General features: G+C 68.0%; 20 protein-coding genes and 1 tRNA gene. 8 read left to right on the top strand and 13 right to left on the bottom strand.

Annotation, left to right across the window (positions count from 1 at the left end; all coding sequences use genetic code 11):
- Positions 1–3: 3 nt before the first annotated feature.
- Together AB0H76_RS36025 and AB0H76_RS36020 are read right to left on the bottom strand one after the other, a co-directional pair.
- Positions 4–1,452, bottom strand: a complete 1,449-nt coding sequence (locus tag AB0H76_RS36025) for a hypothetical protein (RefSeq protein ID WP_357331670.1) — start codon at positions 1,450–1,452, stop codon at positions 4–6.
- Positions 1,449–3,965, bottom strand: coding sequence for a helix-turn-helix transcriptional regulator (locus tag AB0H76_RS36020; protein WP_357331668.1), 2,517 nt, complete (start codon positions 3,963–3,965; stop codon positions 1,449–1,451). The genes AB0H76_RS36025 and AB0H76_RS36020 overlap by 4 nt, the downstream gene beginning before the upstream one ends.
- Positions 3,966–4,300: 335 nt before the next feature.
- Here AB0H76_RS36020 and AB0H76_RS36015 point away from each other — a divergent pair, with 335 nt between their 5' ends.
- From AB0H76_RS36015 to AB0H76_RS36005, 3 genes are read left to right on the top strand one after another with little or no spacing between them, the layout of a single operon-like run.
- Entirely contained in the window at positions 4,301–4,717 is a 417-nt protein-coding gene (locus AB0H76_RS36015) for a hypothetical protein (RefSeq protein ID WP_357331666.1), read from the top strand.
- Positions 4,714–4,878 (top strand): hypothetical protein, encoded by a 165-nt coding sequence (locus AB0H76_RS36010; protein ID WP_357331664.1) that lies wholly within the window; start codon positions 4,714–4,716, stop codon positions 4,876–4,878. Before AB0H76_RS36015 ends, AB0H76_RS36010 begins: the two co-directional genes overlap by 4 nt.
- Positions 4,879–4,881: 3 nt before the next feature.
- Positions 4,882–5,790, top strand: a complete 909-nt coding sequence (locus AB0H76_RS36005; protein WP_357331662.1) for a hypothetical protein — start codon at positions 4,882–4,884, stop codon at positions 5,788–5,790.
- A gap of 48 nt (positions 5,791–5,838) precedes the next feature.
- On the opposite strand, the gene AB0H76_RS36000 is transcribed toward AB0H76_RS36005, so the two are convergent.
- Both AB0H76_RS36000 and AB0H76_RS35995 read right to left on the bottom strand, forming a co-directional pair.
- A tRNA-Met gene (locus tag AB0H76_RS36000) sits at positions 5,839–5,912 on the bottom strand.
- Positions 5,913–5,976: 64 nt separating this feature from the next.
- Positions 5,977–7,506 (bottom strand): aldehyde dehydrogenase family protein, encoded by a 1,530-nt coding sequence (locus AB0H76_RS35995; RefSeq protein ID WP_357331660.1) that lies wholly within the window; start codon positions 7,504–7,506, stop codon positions 5,977–5,979.
- A 79-nt stretch (positions 7,507–7,585) separates the two neighbouring features.
- Here AB0H76_RS35995 and AB0H76_RS35990 point away from each other — a divergent pair, with 79 nt between their 5' ends.
- Both AB0H76_RS35990 and lat read left to right on the top strand, forming a co-directional pair.
- Positions 7,586–8,038, top strand: coding sequence for an Lrp/AsnC family transcriptional regulator (locus AB0H76_RS35990; RefSeq protein WP_194817557.1), 453 nt, complete (start codon positions 7,586–7,588; stop codon positions 8,036–8,038).
- A gap of 64 nt (positions 8,039–8,102) precedes the next feature.
- A complete protein-coding gene (lat, locus tag AB0H76_RS35985) occupies positions 8,103–9,434 on the top strand; it encodes an L-lysine 6-transaminase (protein ID WP_357331658.1) in 1,332 nt (443 codons plus the stop codon).
- Between the two features lie 89 nt (positions 9,435–9,523).
- Here lat and AB0H76_RS35980 read toward each other — a convergent pair whose 3' ends face one another.
- From AB0H76_RS35980 to AB0H76_RS35970, 3 genes are read right to left on the bottom strand one after another with little or no spacing between them, the layout of a single operon-like run.
- Entirely contained in the window at positions 9,524–10,180 is a 657-nt protein-coding gene (locus tag AB0H76_RS35980) for a Uma2 family endonuclease (RefSeq protein ID WP_357331656.1), read from the bottom strand.
- A 4-nt stretch (positions 10,181–10,184) separates the two neighbouring features.
- Positions 10,185–10,523, bottom strand: coding sequence for a hypothetical protein (locus tag AB0H76_RS35975; RefSeq protein ID WP_357331655.1), 339 nt, complete (start codon positions 10,521–10,523; stop codon positions 10,185–10,187).
- The gene (locus AB0H76_RS35970; protein ID WP_357331653.1) at positions 10,523–10,900 is read right to left on the bottom strand and encodes a DUF1707 domain-containing protein; all 378 of its coding nucleotides are present in this window, start codon (positions 10,898–10,900) and stop codon (positions 10,523–10,525) included. Before AB0H76_RS35970 ends, AB0H76_RS35975 begins: the two co-directional genes overlap by 1 nt.
- 147 nt (positions 10,901–11,047) lie before the next feature.
- On the opposite strand from AB0H76_RS35970, the gene AB0H76_RS35965 reads away from it, so the two are divergent.
- Positions 11,048–12,718 (top strand): protein kinase, encoded by a 1,671-nt coding sequence (locus tag AB0H76_RS35965; protein WP_357331651.1) that lies wholly within the window; start codon positions 11,048–11,050, stop codon positions 12,716–12,718.
- 116 nt (positions 12,719–12,834) lie between these two features.
- On the top strand, positions 12,835–14,913 hold the full coding sequence (locus AB0H76_RS35960) for a protein kinase (protein ID WP_357331649.1): 2,079 nt from the start codon (positions 12,835–12,837) through the stop codon (positions 14,911–14,913).
- Positions 14,914–15,019: 106 nt separating this feature from the next.
- Here AB0H76_RS35960 and AB0H76_RS35955 read toward each other — a convergent pair whose 3' ends face one another.
- From AB0H76_RS35955 to AB0H76_RS35945, 3 genes are all read right to left on the bottom strand, one after another.
- Positions 15,020–15,946 (bottom strand): patatin family protein, encoded by a 927-nt coding sequence (locus AB0H76_RS35955; RefSeq protein WP_357331647.1) that lies wholly within the window; start codon positions 15,944–15,946, stop codon positions 15,020–15,022.
- Between the two features lie 104 nt (positions 15,947–16,050).
- Positions 16,051–17,850: an acetyl/propionyl/methylcrotonyl-CoA carboxylase subunit alpha gene (locus AB0H76_RS35950; RefSeq protein ID WP_357331645.1), complete on the bottom strand. Its 1,800-nt coding sequence runs from the start codon at positions 17,848–17,850 to the stop codon at positions 16,051–16,053.
- A gap of 205 nt (positions 17,851–18,055) precedes the next feature.
- On the bottom strand, positions 18,056–18,997 hold the full coding sequence (locus AB0H76_RS35945) for a sulfurtransferase (protein WP_357331644.1): 942 nt from the start codon (positions 18,995–18,997) through the stop codon (positions 18,056–18,058).
- A 166-nt stretch (positions 18,998–19,163) separates the two neighbouring features.
- Here AB0H76_RS35945 and AB0H76_RS35940 point away from each other — a divergent pair, with 166 nt between their 5' ends.
- Positions 19,164–19,940 (top strand): transcriptional regulator, encoded by a 777-nt coding sequence (locus AB0H76_RS35940; protein WP_357331642.1) that lies wholly within the window; start codon positions 19,164–19,166, stop codon positions 19,938–19,940.
- On the opposite strand, the gene AB0H76_RS35935 is transcribed toward AB0H76_RS35940, so the two are convergent.
- The 3 genes from AB0H76_RS35935 to AB0H76_RS35925 are packed head-to-tail and all read right to left on the bottom strand — an operon-like array spanning position 19,866 to position 22,514.
- The gene (locus AB0H76_RS35935) at positions 19,866–20,495 is read right to left on the bottom strand and encodes a nucleoside triphosphate pyrophosphatase (protein ID WP_357332206.1); all 630 of its coding nucleotides are present in this window, start codon (positions 20,493–20,495) and stop codon (positions 19,866–19,868) included. The two genes, AB0H76_RS35940 and AB0H76_RS35935, sit on opposite strands and share 75 nt — an antisense overlap.
- 5 nt (positions 20,496–20,500) lie before the next feature.
- Positions 20,501–20,815, bottom strand: coding sequence for an acyl-CoA carboxylase subunit epsilon (locus AB0H76_RS35930; protein ID WP_357331640.1), 315 nt, complete (start codon positions 20,813–20,815; stop codon positions 20,501–20,503).
- A 58-nt stretch (positions 20,816–20,873) separates the two neighbouring features.
- On the bottom strand, positions 20,874–22,514 hold the full coding sequence (locus AB0H76_RS35925; protein ID WP_357331638.1) for an acyl-CoA carboxylase subunit beta: 1,641 nt from the start codon (positions 22,512–22,514) through the stop codon (positions 20,874–20,876).
- Between the last annotated feature and the right edge of the window lie 131 nt (positions 22,515–22,645).

Below are 22,645 nucleotides of genomic sequence, written 5' to 3'. Positions count from 1 at the left end.
GGTTTACCCGATATTGAATTGCCGGCCGTTCTCACCTATCTGCACGCCGCGGGCATCGGTGAGTTTGACGTTGTACGTCGCGCCCTTCTTACGGCGTTTGGTCTCGGTGGGCTCGGCGCCATCAGGAGGCGCGGGCACCGACTCCGCCGGCGCCGGCGTGCGGGTCTGCGGATCATGTTGCGCAGCAAGCGGTGCCGCGATGGCAGCGGCGATACCCGACCCGTCGAATGCTATTCGGCGTTCCGCGGCGAACTTTGCGACAGCGCGGGCCGCGAGGCGCAGAAACCATGATTTGTCCTGCTCCCTGGTCGAGGTTCGGCCGAGGAACAGCAGCGCGCACCCGGCCAGCGACAAGAAGGTCTGTTCACGCCACCGCTGCTCCAGGCCGGATTCTCGTATCCACGCCCTGGTCTCGGCATCCACGCCCTGCACCAGGGCGCTCAGCCAGCCGGGCAGCAGATGCCCGGGGCCGTTGATCGGATCGAGGAGCAGTTCGATCAGGGCGCTGTGCTGGGCCGGCGCGATGGTTTCCATGGTTCGTGCGATGACATAGAGAACCAGATGAACGGGATCACGGGTCAACGGTCCGACGCTCTCGTACAGCGCGGTATCGATGAGGAAATAGGTGGTCACGTCGACCCGCGGCCGGACCTGGACCAGCGCGTTGTCGGTATGCAGGTCGCCGTGGCAGCGACCTACGAGCGGAGCGATCGAGACGTCGGTGAGCAGCCGGCCCTGTGCCACGGCGAAAGGGTTGGGCAACAGGACGGATTCGCCCTCGACCCGAATCATGTCGGTTTGGTGGTCGCGCGCCCATGACTCGAGCCGTCCGCCCGGGTCGAGTTGGTCGAAGATATGCCTGCCCAGGAAGGTGGCCGGGTCCCACTCCTGGTGCGGCGGAACGAACGGCGGCCCGGCCCACTCGCCCAGCACCCCGGCTACGATCGCGCGGCAGGTGTCGGTGAACGTGCCAGGGGTGCAGGTGATTTCGTCGTACTCCTGCGGATCGTTCTCGCCCGCCACACCGAGCATCCGGCGCAACAGCACTGTCAGGACCTCGGTGCTCTCCAAACTGTGCGCCGCGATCCGCTGAAAGGTGATCCAGCGATGACCGGATGGCACCGGAATGGCATCGTGAAAGAAGGTGCTCAAATGGTCGGCCGCGAACGCCGAATGATCGAGTTCGGCCTGCCGATGCCGCGCGAACTCCATCGATACGAGCGAGTCTTTCGGTGCGGAAAGCACTTTCAGCACGAGCATGGTGGCCTTGCTGGTATGGCTGTCGATTTCGCAGACCACGGCCACCGGTTGCCGGCTGCGGCCGTTGACCAGCCAGCGGTCGAGTTTGTAATAGCGCCGGTGCAGTTCGGCCCATGCGGCCAATACCTCGGCTACATCGCGCTCGAGACCGTCGTACAGCGCCGGGTCGAGTCCGCGATTCTGCTCGGTCATGTGGCCTCCGAATGGTGGGATGCGGGCGGAGCGGTGGAATCCTCGAGAGCTGCGACTTCCGCCTCGACGAGTGCCAGGCGGTGGCAGGCCTCGATGGTCGTCGGATGGGTGGCGCCGAACAGCCGGCGGGCCGCCCCCACAACGGCAACAGCCACTTCCGTCGCGTCCGCGGACCGGCCGGTATCCCGCAGCACATCGATGAGCGCGGCACCTACCGCGAGCGTTCGCGGATGGTCCAGCCCCCGTACTCGCTGGTTCGCGGGCCAGAGGCGGCGCAACTCCGCCTCGGCCTCGGCGGGCCGACCGTGGGCGTGCAGCAGTTCCGCGTGATATTGGCGGGTGGAGAGGGTGGAGGGATGTTCCGGTCCCAGCACGTCCGTGCGAGCCGAGAGCACCTCGGCGTACATCGTCTCCGCTCGTATCCCATCACCTTCAGCGCGCAGGAGGTCCGCGATGCCCTGCCGGCTGGTGAGTGTGTCCGGGTCCCGCTCGCCGAGGATCTGCAGACGAAGCTGATAGGTCTGGTGTAGTAGTCGCCGCGCTTGCTCGAACTCACCCAACCGACGCAGCGTGCGTGCCAGGTAGTGCTGTGTGTTCAGGGTGTCGGGATCGCGCGGCCCGAGGCTCGCCTGGCGCCGCGCGAGTACCGAGCGGTACAGCTCCTCGGCCTCGCGGTAGCGGCCCTGGTCGTAGCGCAGCCGTGCGAAATTGTGGTCGATGTCCAATCGCAGCGGATCGGTGTCGATCAGCCGGTCGGCCGCCAACCGCTGTACCAGACCGAATGTGCTCGCGGACTGTTCGCGCAGTCCGCTGGCGCGCAGGAACTGGGCCGCGTCACCCCCGAGCGCGAGTGCCGCTCGAACCGCCGCCGACGCGCTCGGCACGACCGTGAGCAGATCCAGCGGCGCGGTGCAGTGGGCCAGCAGCGAACGCCATTTGCGCCAGGTCGCAGGCGATTTCGGGTGCGCATTGCGCAGCGCCGCGCGCAACAGCGTGGTGCTGGTTGCGAGATATACCGCGGCCATCGACCCCGACATGACGTCTTGACGGGCCATGTCGCGGACCAGCGGGTGTAGTTCGAGTGACTCGGGTGCGCGGTCGCCGGTGTCGGCGACCTCGTTGAGGGTGATCAGTCCCAGATCGTCGAGGGCGCGCAACGCCTGCCAGATACCACGCGCGGTGATGCCATCGAACAGCTCTGTGCCAGAAAGATATTCGTCGACCAGGAGTTCACTGTAAGGCAGGGGTTCGGTGCCGAAGCAGGCCAGAGTTCCGAGTAGCGAGTCAGCCCGCCGCACGCCACGACGCGCGAGGAGATCGAGCGACAGCCGCCAACTGCTCCCGATCACCATGCGCTCGTCGACCCGGTCGTGATCCGGCATGAGAACTCGATATCCGCTCTGCTGCAGCACGCCTCGATACTCTCGGTAGGTCTGCGGCAACGCGGTTGCGCCCAGCTTGCTGGGGATACTCTGCGACTCGGCAAGATACCTGCCGGCCAGCATGAGGGCCAGGGGTAGACCACCAAGCCGTTCGGAGAGCTCCGCCGCGTTCGTGGGATCGTCCATGCCGGTGAGTTCGTCCAGTACCCGAGCACCCTCCGCGTCGGTCAGTCCACTCAGGCGATGAAAACGCAGCCACGGCGGAAGCGGCGTGCCCCACATCGCTTGGTCGCCGTCGCGGGTGGTGACGATGACGGTGCCGTGGTCGCCGTCGACCGGGCGCAGCCAGCCGGTGCCGTCACCGATCCGGCCGCCGGGCAGGGCCAGGACCTCGTGCGGATCATCGACATTGTCGAGTACCAGCAACCAGCGGTGCGGCAGCTCGCCGAGGCAGCGCCAGAGAATATCCGGTGGGCTGCCGCCTTCCGAAAGGTAGCCGGCAGCGCCGAGTTGCACAGTGAGCGCGTGCATTCCGGCAGCTAGGGTCGCCGAGTCAGCTCCGGCTATCCAGAACGTCGCGACCCCCGTGGCCAAGGCGTGATCGGCGACGGTCAGGGCAGCCATGCTCTTGCCGCAACCGCCGAGACCTTGTAACACATGAACACGGGGCGACGTCTCGGCTTGCGGTGCGCCGGCGACCGAGTGGTCGAGGTGTTCGACCAATTCGTCCCGCCCGCGTACGCGCGGCTCGACCTCGAGCCGGTCCACCGGCGCTCGGGTGGAGACGAGGAGTCGCGCCGGGCTGTCGGAATCGTCGGTCTCGGCGGCGTCCGTGGAACCGTCACGAATGCGCCAGTACGCTTCTCGCCACTGTCGGATATCCAGGGGATCGACGATGCCGAGCACCGTGAGCAAAGTGACCAGGGAGTCCGCAGGTTGCAGCGCGGGAAGATGCGCGCCGGCGAAGTAGCCGCCGAGAGTGCTGACCGGTAGCCCGACCCTGGTGGCGACCTGCCGGACGGTCTGCCCGCTGCGCTGTCTGGCACGTGTCAGCTGGCGGCCGAACTCGCGGCGCGTGCTGATGCGGCGCGGGTCCGGTGGCGCGAGGCCGTGCGGGTCTCTCCGACTCAACGCCACCTCCCTTCATCCCGCCGCCACGGTAGCCGGATCCAGTGCTGTCCAGGCGTACGACGTTGTCCGAACTTGGCCGAGATTCGGATCGATCCCGCATCGCGGGCTGTCTCATTGATGCGGAGCAGGATACGCCCGAGCAACCGCTGCCTCGACGGGATTCCAGAGATGCGACGAGCTGCGGGCTGCAACCCGCCTGGTGCAGGCCGATCGTCAAATCCGCGCCGAGTCCCGGTGATTCGCATGGGATCGAGGGGTCGATCGGCCGCGCACCTGTCGGCCGCCCCGGAGTTCTGCTGCCGTTCGAACGAAGACAAACTTTCCTAGGAGTTTCAATGTCCCGCAAGCACAAATATGCGGATTCCCACATCTCTGTCGTCACCCGCCTGTCAGCGGACCGATTCGCGCACATCACCAAAGACGTCGTCGACGCCGCCAAAACGCTCGGTGTCGGCGCGGTGCGGTTCGAAGGCGCCGACCGCGGCCGGACGAACTTCTCGGTACGCACCATGGCCGGCTTCTACGAACTGATGACCTTCCACGTGACGATCGCCGACACCAGCGGTGGATCGTCGGGCCGCAGCCACATCGACACCTATAAGACGACGCAGCAGACCTACATGTTCATTCCGCTCTCGCCGAAGTCCATGAACGGCTACTCCGTCTATCGCAAGTTCATGAACGAAGTACGGGCCGCAGTCCTGCGGGAGGACCCCGGCGCGCAGATCACCATCACCGAACGGAGCGCGTGAGTCCGATGGAATTCGTGATCATTCTCGTCGGTCTGGCCCTGGGCGGCCTGAGTGTCTGGGGCACCATCAGCTTCTGGACCGATGGCAAATACAAGCGAAATCGGCCCGGTCCCACGCTGTCCGGATTCCGCTCCGATGATGACGCCGAAAGGGACCGCTGACACATGGAATTCGTCATCGGCCTGCTCATCGCCTGGGCCATTCCGAAAGCGGACCGGGCCCGCAAGAAGATCAACGGCCTGACCGGGCCCGCCCTCGACCTCGCCATCGATCGGGTCTGGAATCTGGTCACCGCGGAGCTGGGCGGGCGCCATCCCGAGATTGCGCAGCTGATCACCGAGGCGCGAGCCGGCACGGTGGCGCCGCGGACCCGGGCCGCGGCCCAGCGCGCTCTGGACGAGGCGGCCTTGGCGAATCCGGACTTCGCCGCCGCCCTCCGTGCCGCCGTCGCCCCGCCGCCCGCCCCCGCGGCCTCCGCGTCCCGGCGCAAGCCGGGTCAGTTCGCGGGGGTCTCGATGGACGGGACGACGGTCGCCGGATCGGTCACCGTCACCAGCAACAACAAGATCGCCAACTACGCCAAGAACCATCCGGGCACTTTCCTGGCGGGGGTACTCGCCGCGCTCGTACTGGCGGCCCTGCTGATCGCCAAGGCAGCCGGGCTGGATCTCGGCGGAAACTCCACGGTGGCACAGGATCCGACGGCGACCCTCCGAAATCCGGGCTCACTCGACGGCGTCGGCACGGCTACCGCCACCACGCGTCCGTCAACTCCCACCGACTCCTCGGCGATCGTCGGTTCCTGGGCGGCTTCGGACGCGACCGGCACCAAGACCTTCACCAGCAGCGGCGGCCGGTGCGACGGTTTCTACTACAGCCAGGGTCGAATCCTTGACATCGGTGGCCCGATGACCTGCGTGATCTCCGAACGACCGAACGGGCAGGGTCGCTATTCCCTGGTCGTCACCCAATCGCCGAATCGGAGCACATACACCATCGAATTCCGTGGCGCCGACCACGCGATCGTCTACGACTCCACGGGCGCCAGGCTCTACGAGCTCGAAAGATTCTGACCATAACGAGAAAGGCTCGCACTCTGTCGAGTGCGAGCCTTTTCGTAGTAGCGGGGACAGGATTTGAACCTGCGACCTCTGGGTTATGAGCCCAGCGAGCTACCGAGCTGCTCCACCCCGCGTCGGGTATTCACAACCTTACACACGGGGCGGCGTCAGCGCCTAATCGCCTGGTCGGGCGGTGTTTCAGCCGAACTGGATGCCTTGGGCCAGGGGCAGATCGGCGGAGTAGTTGATCGTGTTGGTGGCCCGGCGCATGTAGGCCTTCCAGGAATCCGAACCGGATTCGCGGCCGCCGCCGGTCTGCTTCTCGCCGCCGAACGCGCCGCCGATCTCCGCGCCGGAGGTGCCGATGTTGACGTTGGCGATGCCGCAGTCGGATCCGTTCGCGGCCAGGAACCGCTCCGCCTCGCGCTGGTCGGTGGTGAAGATCGAGGACGAAAGGCCCTGTGGCACTCCGTTATGCAGCTCGATGGCGTGGTCGAGGTCCTGATAGGTCAGCACGTAGAGGATGGGGGCGAAGGTCTCCTCGCGCACCACCGCGGTCTGCGCGGGCATCCGGACGACGGCGGGGCGGACGTAGAAGGAGTCGGTGCCGAAGTCGTCGACTCGGGTACCGCCGCAGACCAATTCGCCGCCGTCGGCCAGCGCGCGATCGAGTGCGGCCCGCATCCCGTCGTAGGAGCGCTGATTGATCAGCGGGCCCACGAGCACCCCTTCCTCGAGCGGATTACCCACCTGGAGTTGGTCGTAGGCCTTCGCGATCCGGTCCAGCAGCGGACCCGCCACATCGGCGTGCGCGATCAGCCGCCGCAGCGTGGTGCAGCGCTGCCCGGCGGTGCCCGCCGCGGCGAACACGATGCCGCGCGCCGCGAGTTCCAGATCGGCGGACGGGGTGACGATCGCCGCATTGTTGCCACCGAGCTCGAGCAGGCACCGCCCGAACCGCGCCGCCACCCGCGGCGCGACCGTCCGGCCCATCCGTACCGAGCCGGTCGCGCTCACCAGCGCCACCCGTTCGTCGTCGACCAGCCGCGCGCCTACCGCGCCGTCGCCCTGAATCAGTTGGTGCACTTCGGGATCCGCGCCGACGTCGACGGCGGCCCGGCGCAGCAGGGTGTGGCAGGCCAGGGCGGTCAGCGGTGTCGTCTCGGAGGGCTTCCACACCACGGTGTCGCCACAGACCAGCGCCAACGCGGTATTCCAGGCCCACACCGCGACCGGGAAGTTGAACGCCGAGATCACGCCGACCACACCGAGCGGATGCCAGGTTTCCATCAGCCGGTGCCCGGGGCGTTCGGAGGGCATCGTGTAGCCGTAGAGCTGACGTGAGAGACCGATCGCGAATTCGCAGATGTCGATCATTTCCTGCACTTCACCGACGGCTTCGGGCCCGATCTTGCCCGCCTCCAGGGTGACCAATTCGCCGAGTTCGGTCTTGTGCTCGGTGAGCAACTCGGCCAGGCGGCGCACCAGGGCCGCCCGCACCGGCGCGGGCACCGTGCGCCACTCCCGAAATGCGTTGGCGGCCCGGTCGATTGCGGCGTCGACCGCGTCGAGCGAGTCGGCCGGCAGCGTCAACAGCGCGCCGCCGGTGATCGGTGTGCGCGCCGACAGTGCTCCGGGGGCGGGGATTTCGGCCCCGAATCCACGCAGCAGCGCCGTCGCGCGCTCGGACAGTTCCTTGGTGAGCTGATCACCGCTGGTATTCGTCATCGTTTGCTCCGCTGTAGCCTTCTGTCGCGCAGTCGCCTTTTCGCGCCCCGAGTAGCGCCCGCCGGGTTAGCCTTCCCTGATGGCGGATACACCGGCAAGACCCGTACTCGATGACACTGATCGACTGCTGATTCGTGAACTGATGGCCGATGGCCGGGCCACCCTGTCGAACCTGGCCGAGAAGGCCAGTTTGTCGGTGTCCGCGGTGCAATCCCGGGTGCGGCGACTCGAGGCTCGCGGGGTGATACGCGGGTACAGCGCACACGTCGATCCGGAAGCACTGGGCCAGCTGCTCTCGGCATTTGTCGCGATCACTCCTCTCGACCCTTCGCAACCCGATGACGCGCCTGCCGTCCTGCAACATATCCCTGGAATCGAGGCTTGCCACTCCGTGGCGGGTGACGAGAGTTACGTGTTGCTGGTCCGGGTGGCCTCACCACGGCACTTGGAGCAGCTGCTGCAGGAGATCAGGGCGACCGCCAACGTCAGAACTCGAAGCACCATCATTCTGCAGACATTCTACGACAGGTAGCGGTTTACGGTAATAAGTCCGGAATGTTGTAGATCCTGATGGATTTTTTACGTACGCTACCGGTGTGACCCTCGAACTGGAGCGAACCCGAGGCGCGGTCACCCCCGCCATCCGGGTACATGAGATCTTGTCGGCGCACATCCTCGCCGACGGCTTCGACCTGGTGCTCGATCTGGCGAACTCGCGCGGCTGCCGCCTCGTCGACGAACGCGACGGCACCACCTACCTCGACATGTTCGGCTTCTTCGCCTCGAACGCGCTCGGCATGAACCATCCGGCCCTGGCCGATGATGCCGAGTTCCGGGCGGAGCTGACCACCGCCGCGCTGAACAAGCCGAGCAACTCCGACATCTACACCGTCGAGATGGCCCGCTTCGTGGCCGCCTTCGCGCGGGTGCTGGGTGATCCGCGGTTGCCGCACCTGTTCTTCATCGACGGCGGCGGCCTCGCGGTGGAGAACGCCCTCAAGGTCGCTTTCGACTGGAAGAGCAGGCACAACGAAAGCCACGGCCGCCCAGCCGAACTCGGCACCAAGGTGCTGCACCTGACGGGTGCGTTCCACGGCCGCACCGGCTACACCATGTCGCTGACCAACACCGACCCGGTGAAGACGGCGCGCTTCCCGAAGTTCGACTGGCCGCGCCTGGACACCCCGTACCTGGCCGACGGCCGCGAGATCGAGCTCACCGAGGCGCACGCACTGGCGCAGGCGGCGCGCGCGTTCGCCGAAAACCCGCACGACATAGCGTGTTTCATCGCCGAGCCGATCCAAGGTGAGGGCGGCGACCGGCATATGCGGCCGGAGTTCCTGCGCGCCATGCAGCAGCTCTGCCACGACAACGACGCGCTGTTCATCCTCGACGAGGTGCAGACCGGCGTCGGCATGACCGGAACCACCTGGGCCTACCAGCAATTGGGCCTGGCGCCCGATGTCGTCGCCTTCGGCAAGAAGACCCAGGTCTGCGGCGTGATGGCCGGCGGGCGGGTCGACGAGGTGGCGGAGAACGTGTTCGCGGTCAGCTCCCGGCTCAATTCCACCTGGGGCGGCAACCTCACCGACATGGTGCGCACCCGGCGGATTCTCGAGGTGCTGGAAGCGGACGATCTGATCGCGCGCTCCCAGGAACTGGGCGCGCACCTGCTGCGTCGGCTGGAGCAGCTGGCCGCGGACCACCCGCGGATCACCGAACCGCGCGGCCGCGGGCTGATGTGTGCGGTCACCGTCGACGCCGCGGACGTGCGCGACGAAATCCTGACGGCGCTGCGCGAGCGCGAGCACGTGCTGATTCTCGGCACCGGTGAGCGCGGTATCCGTTTCCGTCCAGCGCTGACTGTCACGACGGCCGAACTGGATGCGGCGGTGGATGCTCTCGATCGGGTGCTTTCCGACCTCTAAGAGGCAGTCAGCGTGGCACCTCCCGCGCACGTCCGAATCTGTTGCCGGGCCACCACTTCAACGGGCGCACGCGAGTTGTGCGCCAGCGGTCAGATCTCGAGATCAGCCCACGGGATTCGGATGGGAAAGGGGAATTCGGTGATGATCCCGTCGGGCTGATCGGCGGGAGTCCACTCGCCGGTGACGACGTAGTTCGCCGATCGCAATGGCCGTACGCCGTCGGGCAACTGCCCGTGCCCGGTTTCCAGGGCAAATGACCGTACGACGCCGATTGCGGGCGCGGGACGAGCCAGGTCGACCTCCCAGTAGTAAGGGATACCGGCCTGGGCGTATCGAGCCTTCTTCGCCTCGATGTCGGTCTGGGTGTTCGACGGCGAATGAACTTCTCCGACGAGCACCACGTCCCTCGCGCGGATGTCCGAATAGGGGGCCTCGAGGCACCGGTAAACCAGGAAATCTGGGGTGACGAAGTCCGACTTCCCGCTGTCGCCGAAGAACACGTTGGTCTCCAGGGACACTCGCCAGCAGCGATCCGTGTGGTTGCCCATGTCGTCGCGGGCGCTGCGCCGTAATGCGCTGCGAAACTCCGCCGAATAGTCTTGGTGTTCGGCGGGGCCTCGGCGAACCCAGATCACCTTGCCGTTCCAGAGCTCGATCTGCTGCGCGATCTCCGTTGGCAATAGCTCCAAGTCTTCCCAGGTCATGTACTCCGGGAGGTTGGGTTGGGGGCTGTGCGGGATCGCCATAGCGTCATGCTATCCGCAGGCCCAGGGCGCCCTGCGCGAATCGGCGGACCGTGGTGAGGCCGGCGTCCAGGGCCGCGCCGTACCCCTCCCGGGCCCAGCCGGTGAGCTCGGCCTCGCCCTCGGCGGTGGGGGTGACGCCGATTTCGGCGACCATCTCGGCGGTGGTGGGTTCGCAGACCGCCCAGGAGTAGTGGATCTCGTTGTCCCACTGGGTGGCACGACGGGTGACGTAGTCGGGGTCGGTGATGCCGCCGGCGGCGAGGGCGGGGCGGTCGTCGATGCGCTCGTCGGCGCGCAGGGCGCGCAGATACCAGCTGCCGGCGTTGATCTCGATGGGTTCCATCAGTTCTTGTCTCCGTTACGGTGATTGCCGAAGAGCAGGGCTCCGCAGAGCGGTATGGCCAGGAACCACAGCCAACTACCGGTGGTGAAGAACAGGATAACCGCGAGGATCGGGACGACGGCCATGATCCGCTCCGGCCATTCGTCCAGGAAACCGGACCGTTTCTTGGCGGGTGCCTTGCTCAGGTCGACCGGCTCGGCCGGTAGGTCGGCGAAGATCGGCGCCAGCTCGCCGCGGGTGCGCGCGGCCGCCACGACGGCGCTGCGCTCGTCGAATTCCGCCACACTGAGCCGCCCGGCCGCGAAATGATCGGACAGCCGCTGCAACGCCTGTTCGCGTTCGACGGTGCCGATGCGGACTTCGGGAACCTCGCTCATAGGAAAAGGCTAGCGCTCCGCCGCCGCGACCAGGTCCGCGGAATCGCCGATATGCCGCAATCCGGGTAGGTACATTCGAATCGGGAAGCGTGGACGGTGAGCGAGCGGGTAGCTCCTCGGTGAGAAGTTTGCGCGAGGAGCTCTGCCATGGGGGATATGTCCTTCGGCCCGTACGTATTGCAGCGCCCGCTGGGCCGGGGCGGCACCGGACAGGTCTGGCTGGCCCACGACTCCGCGACCGAACGCCTTGTCGCACTGAAGATCTTGGCGCCCGAGCTCAGCTTCGACGCGAACTACCGGCAGCGTTTCGAGCGCGAGGCGCACGCGGCCGCGGCCCTGCGCAATCCGCACGTGGTGCCGATCCATCGCTTCGGCGAAATCGACGACCGGCTCTACATCGACATGGAGCTGATCGAGGGCGCGGATGTGGCGACGCTGCTGGCCTGCGACGGGGCGATGACGCCCGCGGTGGCCGTCGAATTGGTCACCCAGGTCGCGGCGGCATTGGACGCGGCGCACCGGACCGGGCTGGTGCACCGCGATGTCAAACCCTCCAACGTCGTCGTGAACCGGGATGGGTTCGCCTATCTGATCGACTTCGGTACCGCGCACCGTTCCGGGCAGACGGCCATCACCGGCACCGGGCGGGTCATCGGCACGCTGGCCTATCTGGCGCCGGAACGGTTCACCGGTACCGGGGACGCGGGCTGTGATGTCTACGCGCTGGCCTGTGTGCTCTACGAATGTCTCACCGCGCGAAGGCCGTTCGGTGACACCGATCCGGCGCAGCAGTTGCACGCGCATTTGCGCACCCCGCCGCCGCGCGCCGCGGACCGAAATCCCGCCGTGCCCGCTGCTTTGGACGCGGTGATCGCCTGCGGGATGGCCAAGCAACCGGACGAAAGGTTCAGCAGCGCGGGGGAACTGGCGCGAGCCGCGCAGGCTGCGATCGGGGCGAATACCGGGGAGACGACGACGGCATTGGCGGCGGTCGTCGCGCCGTTCCTGACCTCGCGGGTGCCGGAGGAGGTGCGGTTGTCCTGGCCGGATCCGATCACGCCGGCGACGGATGTGCATGTGCCCGCGGGGATCGCGGTGCGGCCGCGGGACGCTACTGCGCCGAGTGAACTTCCGCCGAGTGATCCTCCGGAAGCGGGGGATTTTCCGAAAGTGGGGGAGTCTCCGGAATCGCTGGAACTCTTGGAATCGTTGGAGCCTTCGGGTTCGAGCGTACTTCCGGGTTCGGGCAGGCGATCGAAGTCGAGCGGACCTTCTGACTCGACCGGGCAAGTACCGGGGCCGCGCCGGGTTGGACGGGAGTGGCTGCTGGCCGGTGTGACGGTGGCGCTGCTGGTGGCTGCGGGTGCGGTGCTCTGGTCGTCCGAACAGCCCGATGAAGTCGCTGAAACAAGCTCTGCGGCAACCTCTTCCGAGCTTCCGCCGGTGCGCGAGCCCGCGCCGATGGGGGCCGCGCCCTGGTCCGCGCCGACCACCGTGCGTGCTCCGATGCGATATTCGGAGCCGGTGGTCACGCTGTCGTCCACGCCGTCGCCGCTGCCGCGGTCGACCGCGCCGGTGGTACCGGCCATCGGTCAGCCGTGCGATCCGGCGTTCGACACCCAGGGCATCTCGGCCGAGGGGATTCCGCTGTCCTGCAGTGAGATCGGGGGCAAGATCGCGATCTGGTCGCTGGTGCCCACCCTGGTGGAGTCGACGAACAACGGCAAGCCGATCGAGATCAAGCCCGACAATAGCGGCCACGGCAACGGGCACGGCAACAACGGGAACGGCAACGGCAAGCCGAAACCGCGGAAATAGGGCGTCGGCCAGGTCACAACTGTTTGTGCTATTCGTTGTGACCTACCGGGGTTACGCTCCGAAGGAGGCCGGGCGGGCCGCCGGACCGGCTGTAGCGAGCACGGGAGGTTTGGCGCATGGGCGCTGTTCGATTCGGCCCCTACCGGCTGGAACGGCTGCTCGGCAAGGGCGGCATGGGCGAGGTGTGGCTCGCCGCCACCGGCACCGGCCACCACGTCGCCCTGAAACTCCTTGCCGCGGAACATGCCAGGGACGCCGGATATCGCGTCCGATTCACCCGCGAGGCCGAACTGGCCACCGCCCTCAGTGATCCGCACATCGTGCCGATCCACGCGCACGGCGCGATCGACGGGCGCCTGTTCATCGAGATGGCGTTCATCGACGGCGTCGACCTGGCCGGGCGGCTGGCTCACGGTCCGCTGCCGGTGCGCACGGCGATCGATATCGTCGGCCAGATCGCGTCCGCGCTGGACACCGCGCACCGGATCGGCCTGGTGCACCGCGACATCAAGCCGTCCAACATCCTGGTGCTGCCGGACGATTTCGCCTACCTCATCGACTTCGGCCTCGCCCGCAGCCAGGGCGCGAGCTCGGTCACCGCCACCGGCATGGCCATCGGCACCCTGGCCTACATGGCCCCGGAGCGTTTCACGGGCGCCGCGGACGCCCGCTCGGATGTCTACTCGCTGGCCTGTGTGCTCTACGAATGCCTCACCGGCACCCGCCCGTTCGGCGACACCGACGCGGCCCAGCAGATGCACGCACACCTAATGGCGCCCCCGCCGCGCATCGCGCTGTCCAACCCGGCGATCCCGGCGCTGCTCGATGTCGTCATCGCCAAGGGCATGGCCAAGGACCCCGCCGACCGCTACGCCGCCGCCGGCGAGTTCGCCGCCGCCGCGTCCGCCGCACTGGATCCCGACAGCCACCGCGGCCCACACCCGACAAAGGTGCTCCCCACACCGGGTCTGCCCCCGACCAAGCGGGAGACCATCGTGCGGCAGGTGCCTACATCGAGCCCGCCCCGACCGGCACACCCCAGCCCGCCGCGGGGACAGGACCGCCCGCCTGCCCGGTCCGTTCCGGGTGAGCGCGTCGCGCAGGCCAACCGGGCGCCGTCGCGGGTCAATCCCATTCCCGCCGCCAGTGCTGCGCCTGCCGGCGGCAATGCCGCAGCTGTGGCAGGTGAGCGAGTTGCGCAGCGGGGCAAGCCGTCGACCAAGGCGTTGCCCGCCGTCGGCCCAGCGCTGACGCGGGCTCACCTGCCTGGCGGCGAGGCGGAAGCCCAGTCGGCGGCAGGGAAGGGGCGGCGGTGGTATCTGCGGCGCAAGGCTGTCGCGGCTCCGTCTTCCCGTTCGGCTGGGGCCGCGCAGCAGGTCCGGTCCGGGCCGTCCGCGCTGGTGGCTCGGCCCACGCTTGTGGGGCCGTCGCCGCTGGTGGGGACGCCCGCGCTGTGGGCTCCGCAGCAGCCGGGGCGGCTGGCGAAACCAGGGCAGTCCGCGGTCCGGCCCGCACCCTCGGCACGGTCCGCGGCGCTGCGTGGGCGTGGGCAGATGTGGCCGTCACGGGGGCCGGGTGCTCCGGTGGTGCCGCCGCGGCCGGTCCGCCGGCGCAAAAAGAAGGGCGGCGTGCTTCGCAAGACCATCGGGGCGCTGGTGGTGATCTTCCTCGCGCCCTTCGCCTTTGCCGCGGGCTGTTTCGCGCTGATCACCAGCGGCAACAACTCCGGGGGGAGCGGCGCGACCGTCGCCAACCCGCCCGCGATCTCCGAGCCGACACCGGAACCGGAGTCACGCCCTGAGCCGGACACCGCGCCCGCGGGCACCGCCGTGCGCGACGGCAAGTTCGAATTCGCGGTCACCGACGTCGAATCCGGGGTCCGCAGGGTCGGCACGCAAACCGCCGCCGGTTCCTTCGTGATCGTCACCCTGACCGTGCGCAACATCTCCGACGAACCGAAGTGGTTCACTCCGTTCGGCCAGAAACTGGTCTGCACCGACGGCACCGAACTCGACCCCCACCTCCTCGCCACCTTCCTCCAGGGCAACGGCACCCACCGCAACACGATCAAGCTCGAAGCGGGCGAAACCACCACGGGCCGCGTCGTCTTCGACGTCCCCCGCTCCACCACCCCGACCCATCTGGCCCTGCACGACTCCCCCTTCTCCGGCGGCGTCTCGGTCACCCTCGGCTGAACCAGCCGGTCCTCGGACCCGCGACTGCACAGCGGCGCAAGCGAAATCGCCCGTTCGATGGGGCGGGTGAGGTGGCGAGGCTCTGGCAGTCAGGGAGCAGAGACCGTCAGGCGGCGCGCACCGTCTCACTGAGCGCATCCAGCACCGCGTGACGCCCGATCTCCAGGGCGGCGGTGAGCAGATCTGTGTCGCGGGAGGCGCTGGCTATGTCGGGGGAGCCGGCGGGTGGGTGGATTTGCAGAGCGGAGGAGCCGAGGCCGGCGAGGAATTCGTCTTCGACGGACTGCTGGTCGGGGCGGGTGATCCAGGCGCGGTAGGCGCCGGGGGCCCGCAGACGGAGGTAGCTGCCGCCGACGACCTGGTGTAGTCGCGGGGTGGACGGGCGGTGCTCGTCGACGCGGCGGGTGCGGAGTACCAGGGCGTGGGTCGCGCCGTCGCGTACGGCGAGGCGGATCGGCACCGACTCGGCGATACCGCCGTCGAGGTAGTGCGAATCGGCCAGCGGGACGGGCGGACCGGCCAGGATCGGCAGGCCGGCCGAGGCGCGGAGCGCGGTCTGGAGGGTGAGTTTGTCGGAGATGAACGGGTGCAGGTCCACCGCGAGACCGGAGCGGATGTCGGTGGCGACGGGGTGGAAGGTGGTGGGGTTGGCCAGGATCGCCGGGAAGTCCATCGGCTCGATCCCGTCGTAGACCTGGTCGACCAGGAAGTGCAGGTCGAACGCGCGCCGTCCGCGCAGCATCCGTGCCGAGTCGACGGTGCGCCGCAGGATGGCAGGGTCGGTCCAGGTTCGCATGCCGGGCACCACCCGGCCGCTGAGGAACCAGGCGCCGTTGAGCGCACCGGCCGAGGTGCCGTACACCCCGTCGAAGATGCCGCCCAGTCCGAGCTCCTCCAGGGCGCACACCATGCCGCCCGCGTAGACGCCGCGACTGCCGCCGCCTTCGATGACGAGTACCAGCCGGTTCCCGTCCGCGCGACTACCCGAGGCACTGCGCCCTCGGATCACCTCGGCAACATTAGAGCTGGTCACCCGACCACCATACGACAGGACGCAGCGGCGGGCTCGGGGGCGGCGAACGCGAAGCGGGCGCGGACGATGTCGCCCACGCCCGCTTCGCGGTTAGAACTGGATCGCTACTTGATCTCCGCGAGGACCGTGCCCTGCGTGATCGCGGCACCCGCCGCCACGGACAGGCCGGTAACCACGCCCGCCTTGTGCGCGTTGACCGGGTTCTCCATCTTCATGGCCTCGAGCACCACGATCAGATCGCCCGCCTCGACGGACTGGCCCTCTTCGACGGCGACCTTGACCACGGTGCCCTGCATGGGCGCGGTGACCGCGTCACCGGAGGCCGCACCGGCGCCCGCGCCGCCCCGCTTGCGCGGCTTGGGCTTCTTGCGGATCGCGCCGGCGCCGTTGGCCGCGCCACCGCCGCCACCGACGGTGAAGTTACCGGGCAGCGACACCTCGACGCGGCGCCCACCGACCTCGACGACGACCTTCTGCCGGGGCAGATCCTCGTCCTCGTCCTCGGCGACCGCACCCGGGGTGAACGGCTCGACGCTGTTGACCCACTCGTTCTCGATCCACTTGGTGTAGACGTCGAACTTCTCGCCGTCGCCGATGAACGCGGGATCGGAGACGATGGCCCGGTGGAACGGGATGACCGTGGCCAGGCCGTCGACCTCGAACTCGGCCAGCGCGCGGCGGGCCCGCTCGAGGGCCTGGTCGCGGTTCTCGCCGGTGACGATCAGCTTGGCCAGCATGGAGTCGAACTGGCCGCCGATCACGCTGCCCTGCACCACGCCGGAGTCCACGCGCACGCCGGGGCCGGTCGGCTCCTTGTACACCGAGACCGGGCCGGGGGCGGGCAGGAAGCCGCGGCCGGCGTCCTCACCGTTGATGCGGAACTCGAAGGAGTGGCCGCGCGGGGTCGGGTCTTCCTTGATCGAGAGCTCGTGGCCCTCGGCGATGCGGAACTGCTGGCGCACCAGGTCGATGCCCGCGGTCTCCTCGGTGACCGGGTGCTCGACCTGCAGGCGGGTGTTCACCTCGAGGAAGGAGACGGTCTCGCCCTGCACCAGGTACTCCACGGTGCCGGCGCCGTAGTAACCGGCTTCCTTGCAGATGGCCTTGGCCGAGGCGTGGATCTTGGACCGCACGTCGTCGGACAGGAACGGGGCGGGGGCTTCCTCGACCAGCTTCTGGAAGCGGCGCTGCAGCGAGCAGTCGCGGGTGCCCGCGACCACGACGTTGCCGTGCTTGTCGGCGATGACCTGCGCCTCGACGTGGCGGGCCTTGTCCAGGTACTGCTCGACGAAGCATTCGCCGCGGCCGAAGGCGGCGATCGCCTCGCGGGTGGCGGACTCGAACAGCTCGGGGATCTCCTCGATGGTGTGCGCGACCTTCATGCCGCGGCCACCGCCGCCGAAGGCGGCCTTGATCGCGACCGGCACGCCGTATTCCTTGGCGAACGCGACGACCTCGTCGGCGTTCTTGACCGGGTCCTTGGTGCCCGCGGCCATCGGCGCGCTGGCGCGCTCGGCGATGTGGCGGGCGGTGACCTTGTCGCCCAGGTCGCGGATGGACTGCGGGGACGGGCCGATCCAGATCAGCCCGGCGTCGATGACAGCCTGGGCGAACTCGGCGTTCTCGGAGAGGAATCCGTAGCCGGGGTGGATGGCGTCGGCGCCGGACTTGGCGGCGGCGTCGAGGATCTTGTCGAACACGAGGTACGACTCGGCCGAAGTCTGGCCACCCAGGGCGAAGGCTTCATCGGCGAGCTTCACGAAGGGGGCATCGGCATCGGGTTCCGCGTAGACCGCGACGCTACCGATGCCGGCATCCTTGGCCGCCCGGATCACGCGCACGGCGATCTCGCCTCGATTAGCTACGAGTACCTTCGTGATTCGCGCGCTGGCATGGCTGGGCACTGAGCCTCCTGGTTTGCAATCTTTGGTCGCTTCGCGGGGATGGGTCGCTGCGCAGGCTTTCCGCTCCCGTGTGTCGACAACTTACGTCTCGGGCGAGTGTAGGCAGTCTGCCAATAGATCCCGAACTCGGATAGCCCTACTCGACAGTAGGTCGCACATCACACCAGCGCATCAGGTATGAGGCCCCGTAGGAGGCCGCAGCCGCCTACCGGCGCTTGGCGATGGCCTTCGGCGCGGCCGGAACCTCGCCCGGTTCGGCCCCTTTGGCGATGGGCATCCGGACCGAGTTCCCCCACTCCGCCCAGGACCCGTCGTAGTTGCGCACGGTGCCGAATCCCAGCAGGTAGGTGAGGACGAACCAGCTCAGGCTGGAGCGCTCGCCGACCCGGCTGTAGACGATGAGATCGTCGGAATCGGCCAGGCCGTCGTAGATCTCGCCGAGTTCGGCGCGCGAGCGGAACCGCCCGCCGGCGCCGATGGCCCGGGTCCATTCGATATTGCGCGCGGTGGGGATGTGGCCGTCGCGCAGTGCGGCGGCCTCGGGGCTGTCCGGTTTCGGCGCGGCCTCGCCGGCGTATTCGGCCGGGGCGCGCACGTCGAGCAGGCCCTTGCGCGCGAACCGCCCGGCGGCCGGCGGGCCCAGGTGCGCGAGCACGTCGTCGCGGAAGGCGCGCGCGAGGCTGTCCTCGCGCTGCACCTCGGGGTAGTCGCTGCGCACCGGATAGGTCACATCGAAGGTGGTGTCGCGCTCCTCGGACAGCCAGGCCGCGCGGCCGCCGTCGAGCAGGCGCACGTCCGCGTGGCCGAACAGCGTGAACAGCCAGAGTGTGTGCGCCGCCTGCGCGTTGTCCCGGTCGCCGTAGAGCACCACGGTATCGTCGCGCTGGATTCCCTTGGCGCGCATCAGCTCGGTGAATCGGTCGCCGTCGATGTAGTCGCGGGTGACCGGATCGCTCAGGTCGCCTCGCCAGTCGATCTTGATCGCGCCGGGAACGTGACCGATGTCATACAGCAGCACGTCTTCGTTCGACTCGATGATCTTCAGGCCCGGCGCGCCGATGTTTGCCGACAGCCACTCTGTGGTTACTAGTCGGTGAGGATGTGCGTAACTTGCGAGGTTGGGCGCGGAGTCCGGGGCGACGGGCACGATGTGGGTCCTTCATGCGAGGTAGGCGGCGGTTTCGACGTTTCGTGCTGCATAACGATGGTAAGTGTGTCGTGTAGGTGAATCTCGTTTCAGATCACAAATCGGCTGAATGGGCGAATAAATCGCACCCACATCCGATAAAGTCTCCCGGGAGGAGGGGTGAGCTATGTCCGATTCGTGGCCGCGACGGCGACTGCTCGCGATCCTACGTGGCGCCAGTGAGCCTCTCGATGCTCAGGAACTGGCCAGAATCACCGGACAGCACGTCACCACCGTCCGTTTCCACCTGGATGTGCTCACCAAGGAATCCCTGGTCCGCCAGTTCCAGCAACCGCCGCGCGGCCGGGGCCGCCCCCGCATCGGCTACAGCGCCGTGCAGAGCTCGGTGGGCTACCAGGAGCTGGCCCAGGTGCTGGCCGACCAGCTCGGCAACGACCCGCGCCGCCGCTCCGAGGCCGCGATCACCGCGGGCCGGGCCTGGGGCGCCAAGCTCGACGCCGGCGACCATCGGGTGGATTCCCTGGAGGACGCCAAAGACGTCACCATGACCTTGCTCTCGGAGCTCGGCTTCGCCCCGGAACGGGATCCGGCCGCCGAGGCCGAGGATCAGGTGCTGATCCGCATGACGGCCTGCCCGCTGCGCGATCTGGCCCGGACGCACTCCGAGGTGGTGTGCGGCGTGCACCTGGGCTTGATCGAGGAAGTGCTGGACCGCAACGGCGGCCGGGGCGCGATCGGCGCCCGGCTGCTGCCGTTCGTGGAGCCGGAACTGTGTGTGGCCCGGCTGGAGCTGCTCGCGCGCCGTGAGGCGACGCCGGTGGCCGTCGGGGCCGACGGCGGGGCCGAGGAACCGACGCTGGCGGCGCCGTCAGCGAGCCGGGTGGCTCCACAGCTGCGCAACGGAGACCCCAATGTCGCCAAGCAGTCGGCGCAGCAGTGGTAATCCGATCCCGATGACGCTGGACGGATCGCCTTCGATCCGGTCCACGAACCAGCCGCCCATGCCGTCGAGGGTGAACGCGCCCGCGACCTGCAACGGTTCGCCGGTGGCGATGTAGGCGTCGAGTTCGGCGGGCTCCGGCTTGGCGAAATGCACGGTGGTGGCGCTGCAATCGACCGCGACGGCGGTGATCGCGCCGTCCTCGATCCGCAGCACGCAGTGCCCGGTCAGCAGATCGGCGCTGCGCCCGGCCATGTCGGCCCAGCGAGCCCGCGCGACCTCCGGGGTGTGCGGCTTGCCCTGCAGGACGCCGTCGACGAGCAGCATCGAATCACAGCCGACGAGAACGCAATTCGCGGGGATATCGGCGGCAGCGGCCACCGACTCGGCTTTCGCGCGCGCCAGTTCCACGACCACGACTTCGGGAGCCGAGTCGGCGGGCAATGCGGCGGCGACGGCATCCTCATCGACGTCGGAAACCCGCACGATCGGGTCTATGCCCGCGGCGCGGAGCACTTCCCGGCGTGCGGGTGACGCGGAACCTAGTACGAGCTGCAGCTCGCTCAACGCAGGTGTGACAGTTGCGGATAGGCGTAAGGAGAGAACGGCGACGTTCCACGGTGCAGCAGAGTGGGACGGCCCCACAGATCCTGCGGCCCGGAGTCGGCCGGCCCGCCACCGTTGGCGGCCGCGGTGAGCACGCAGACCAGTGCCGCGAGCTCGGCATCGGTCGGCGCACCCTTCACGACGCGGAACAGCGGCTGTTCGGTCGCGCCCGGGACCTCGGCGACGACCACCTCGGCCTCGTCCGCGATCGGTTCGACGGTGAGGTCCAACTCGACGGCGGTCAACACATCTTCTTCTGCCACAGTCGTCACAGTGCCAGATCCTCTCTGTAGCTTCTCGCAGGCGTATCGCGAAATCTGTATCGCGTTACTACAGCGGGATGTTGCCGTGCTTCTTCGGCGGCAGGGTCACCATCTTGCGTTCCAGCAACCGCAGCGCCGACACGATCTGACCGCGCGTGTGCGAGGGCGGGATCACCGCGTCGACGTAACCGCGTTCGGCGGCGACGTACGGGTTCACCAAGGTGTCTTCGTACTCATTCTGCAACTCGAGGCGCAGGGCGTCCACGTCACCGCCGTTCTTGGCGGCCTCGGAGAGCTGCTTGCGATACACGAATCCGACTGCGCCGGAAGCGCCCATGACGGCGATCTGCGCGGTGGGCCAGGCCAGGTTGACGTCGGCGCCCATGTGCTTGGAGCCCATCACGTCGTACGCGCCGCCGTAGGCCTTGCGGGTGATGATCGTGATTTTGCCCACAGTGGCCTCACCGTAGGCGTAGAGCAGCTTGGCGCCGCGCCGGATGATGCCGTTGTACTCCTGGCCGGTGCCGGGCAGGAAGCCGGGCACGTCGACCAGGGTGATGATCGGGATGTTGAAGGCGTCGCAGGTGCGCACGAAGCGCGCGGCCTTCTCCGAGGCGTCGATGTCGAGGCAGCCCGCGAACTGGGTGGGCTGGTTGGCGACGATGCCGACGCTGCGGCCGTCGACCCGGCCGAAGCCGATGATGATGTTCATCGCGCGCTCGGCCTGCACCTCGAGGAACTCGTCGTCGTCGAGCAGCCGGCGGATGACCTCGTGCATGTCATAGGGCTGGTTGGGCGAGTCCGGGATGATGGTGTCGAGCTCGCGGTCCTCTTCGGTCAGCGAATCCTCGATGGCGCCGGCGATCGGATCGGTGGCCGGGAAGCGCGGCGCTTCGGCGCGGTTGTTGCTCGGCAGGTAGGACAGCAGATCCTTGACGTAGTCCAGGGCGTCCTGCTCGCCGGAGGCGACGTAGTGCGCCACACCGGATTTCGTCATGTGGGTGTGCGCGCCGCCCAGGTCCTCCATGGTGACGTCTTCGCCGGTGACGGTCTTGATCACGTCCGGGCCGGTGACGAACATCTGCGAGGTGCCATCGACCATGACGACGAAGTCGGTGAGCGCGGGGGAGTAGACGTGCCCGCCCGCGGCCGGCCCCATGATCAGCGAGATCTGCGGGATCACGCCGGAGGCCTGGATGTTGCGGTGGAAGATCTCGCCGTAGAGGCCGAGCGAGACGACGCCCTCCTGGATGCGCGCGCCGGCGCCCTCGTTGATGCCGACGAGCGGACGGCCGGTCTTGATGGCCAGGTCCATCACCTTGACGATCTTCTCGCCGTAGACCTCGCCGAGGCTGCCGCCGAAGACGGTGACGTCCTGGCTGAAGATGCAGACGTCGCGGCCGTCGATGGTGCCGTAGCCGGTGACCACGCCGTCGCCGAGCGGACGGTTGCTCTCCAGGCCGAAGTTCACGCTGCGATGACGGGCCAGTGCGTCGAGTTCGACGAAGGAACCCTCGTCGAGCAGCGCCAGGATGCGTTCGCGGGCGGTCATTTTGCCCTTGGCGTGCACCTTGTCGACCGCGGCCTCACCCATCGGGTGCTTGGCTTCGTCCAGACGATTCCGCAGGTCGGCCAGCTTCCCGGCGGTGGTGTGGATATCGGGGGAGTCCGCCGGTTCTTGCGCGGACTGCTGCTGGACACTCGTCATGGGTCCGGAGTGTAACCAGTGACAGCCGTCCTCCGTAACCGGAGTGCTGCTACCCGCGAGTATAAAAAGCGCAGCTAGATCATGTTCTCGGCCTATCAAAAGAGCAAAGTTCCTGGTCGTCCGGTAGCACG

Origin of the sequence: Nocardia sp. NPDC050712 (assembly GCF_040654295.1) — a bacterium.
Lineage (GTDB): Bacteria > Actinomycetota > Actinomycetes > Mycobacteriales > Mycobacteriaceae > Nocardia.
This window is presented reverse-complemented; position numbering and strand designations above follow the sequence as displayed.

Excerpts from the sequence above, each read along its gene's own strand:
- AB0H76_RS35940 (WP_357331642.1), top strand. The coding sequence starts at position 19,164 with ATGTCCGATTCGTGGCCGCGACGGCGACTGCTCGCGATCCTACGTGGC.
- AB0H76_RS35995 (WP_357331660.1), bottom strand. The coding sequence starts at position 7,506 with ATGACGAATACCAGCGGTGATCAGCTCACCAAGGAACTGTCCGAGCGC.
- AB0H76_RS35975 (WP_357331655.1), bottom strand. The coding sequence starts at position 10,523 with ATGGAACCCATCGAGATCAACGCCGGCAGCTGGTATCTGCGCGCCCTG.
- AB0H76_RS36015 (WP_357331666.1), top strand. The coding sequence starts at position 4,301 with ATGTCCCGCAAGCACAAATATGCGGATTCCCACATCTCTGTCGTCACC.
- AB0H76_RS35965 (WP_357331651.1), top strand. The coding sequence starts at position 11,048 with ATGGGGGATATGTCCTTCGGCCCGTACGTATTGCAGCGCCCGCTGGGC.
- AB0H76_RS35990 (WP_194817557.1), top strand. The coding sequence starts at position 7,586 with ATGGCGGATACACCGGCAAGACCCGTACTCGATGACACTGATCGACTG.
- AB0H76_RS35980 (WP_357331656.1), bottom strand. The coding sequence starts at position 10,180 with ATGGCGATCCCGCACAGCCCCCAACCCAACCTCCCGGAGTACATGACC.
- AB0H76_RS36005 (WP_357331662.1), top strand. The coding sequence starts at position 4,882 with ATGGAATTCGTCATCGGCCTGCTCATCGCCTGGGCCATTCCGAAAGCG.
- AB0H76_RS35925 (WP_357331638.1), bottom strand. The coding sequence starts at position 22,514 with ATGACGAGTGTCCAGCAGCAGTCCGCGCAAGAACCGGCGGACTCCCCC.
- AB0H76_RS35960 (WP_357331649.1), top strand. The coding sequence starts at position 12,835 with ATGGGCGCTGTTCGATTCGGCCCCTACCGGCTGGAACGGCTGCTCGGC.
- AB0H76_RS35970 (WP_357331653.1), bottom strand. The coding sequence starts at position 10,900 with ATGAGCGAGGTTCCCGAAGTCCGCATCGGCACCGTCGAACGCGAACAG.
- AB0H76_RS36025 (WP_357331670.1), bottom strand. The coding sequence starts at position 1,452 with ATGACCGAGCAGAATCGCGGACTCGACCCGGCGCTGTACGACGGTCTC.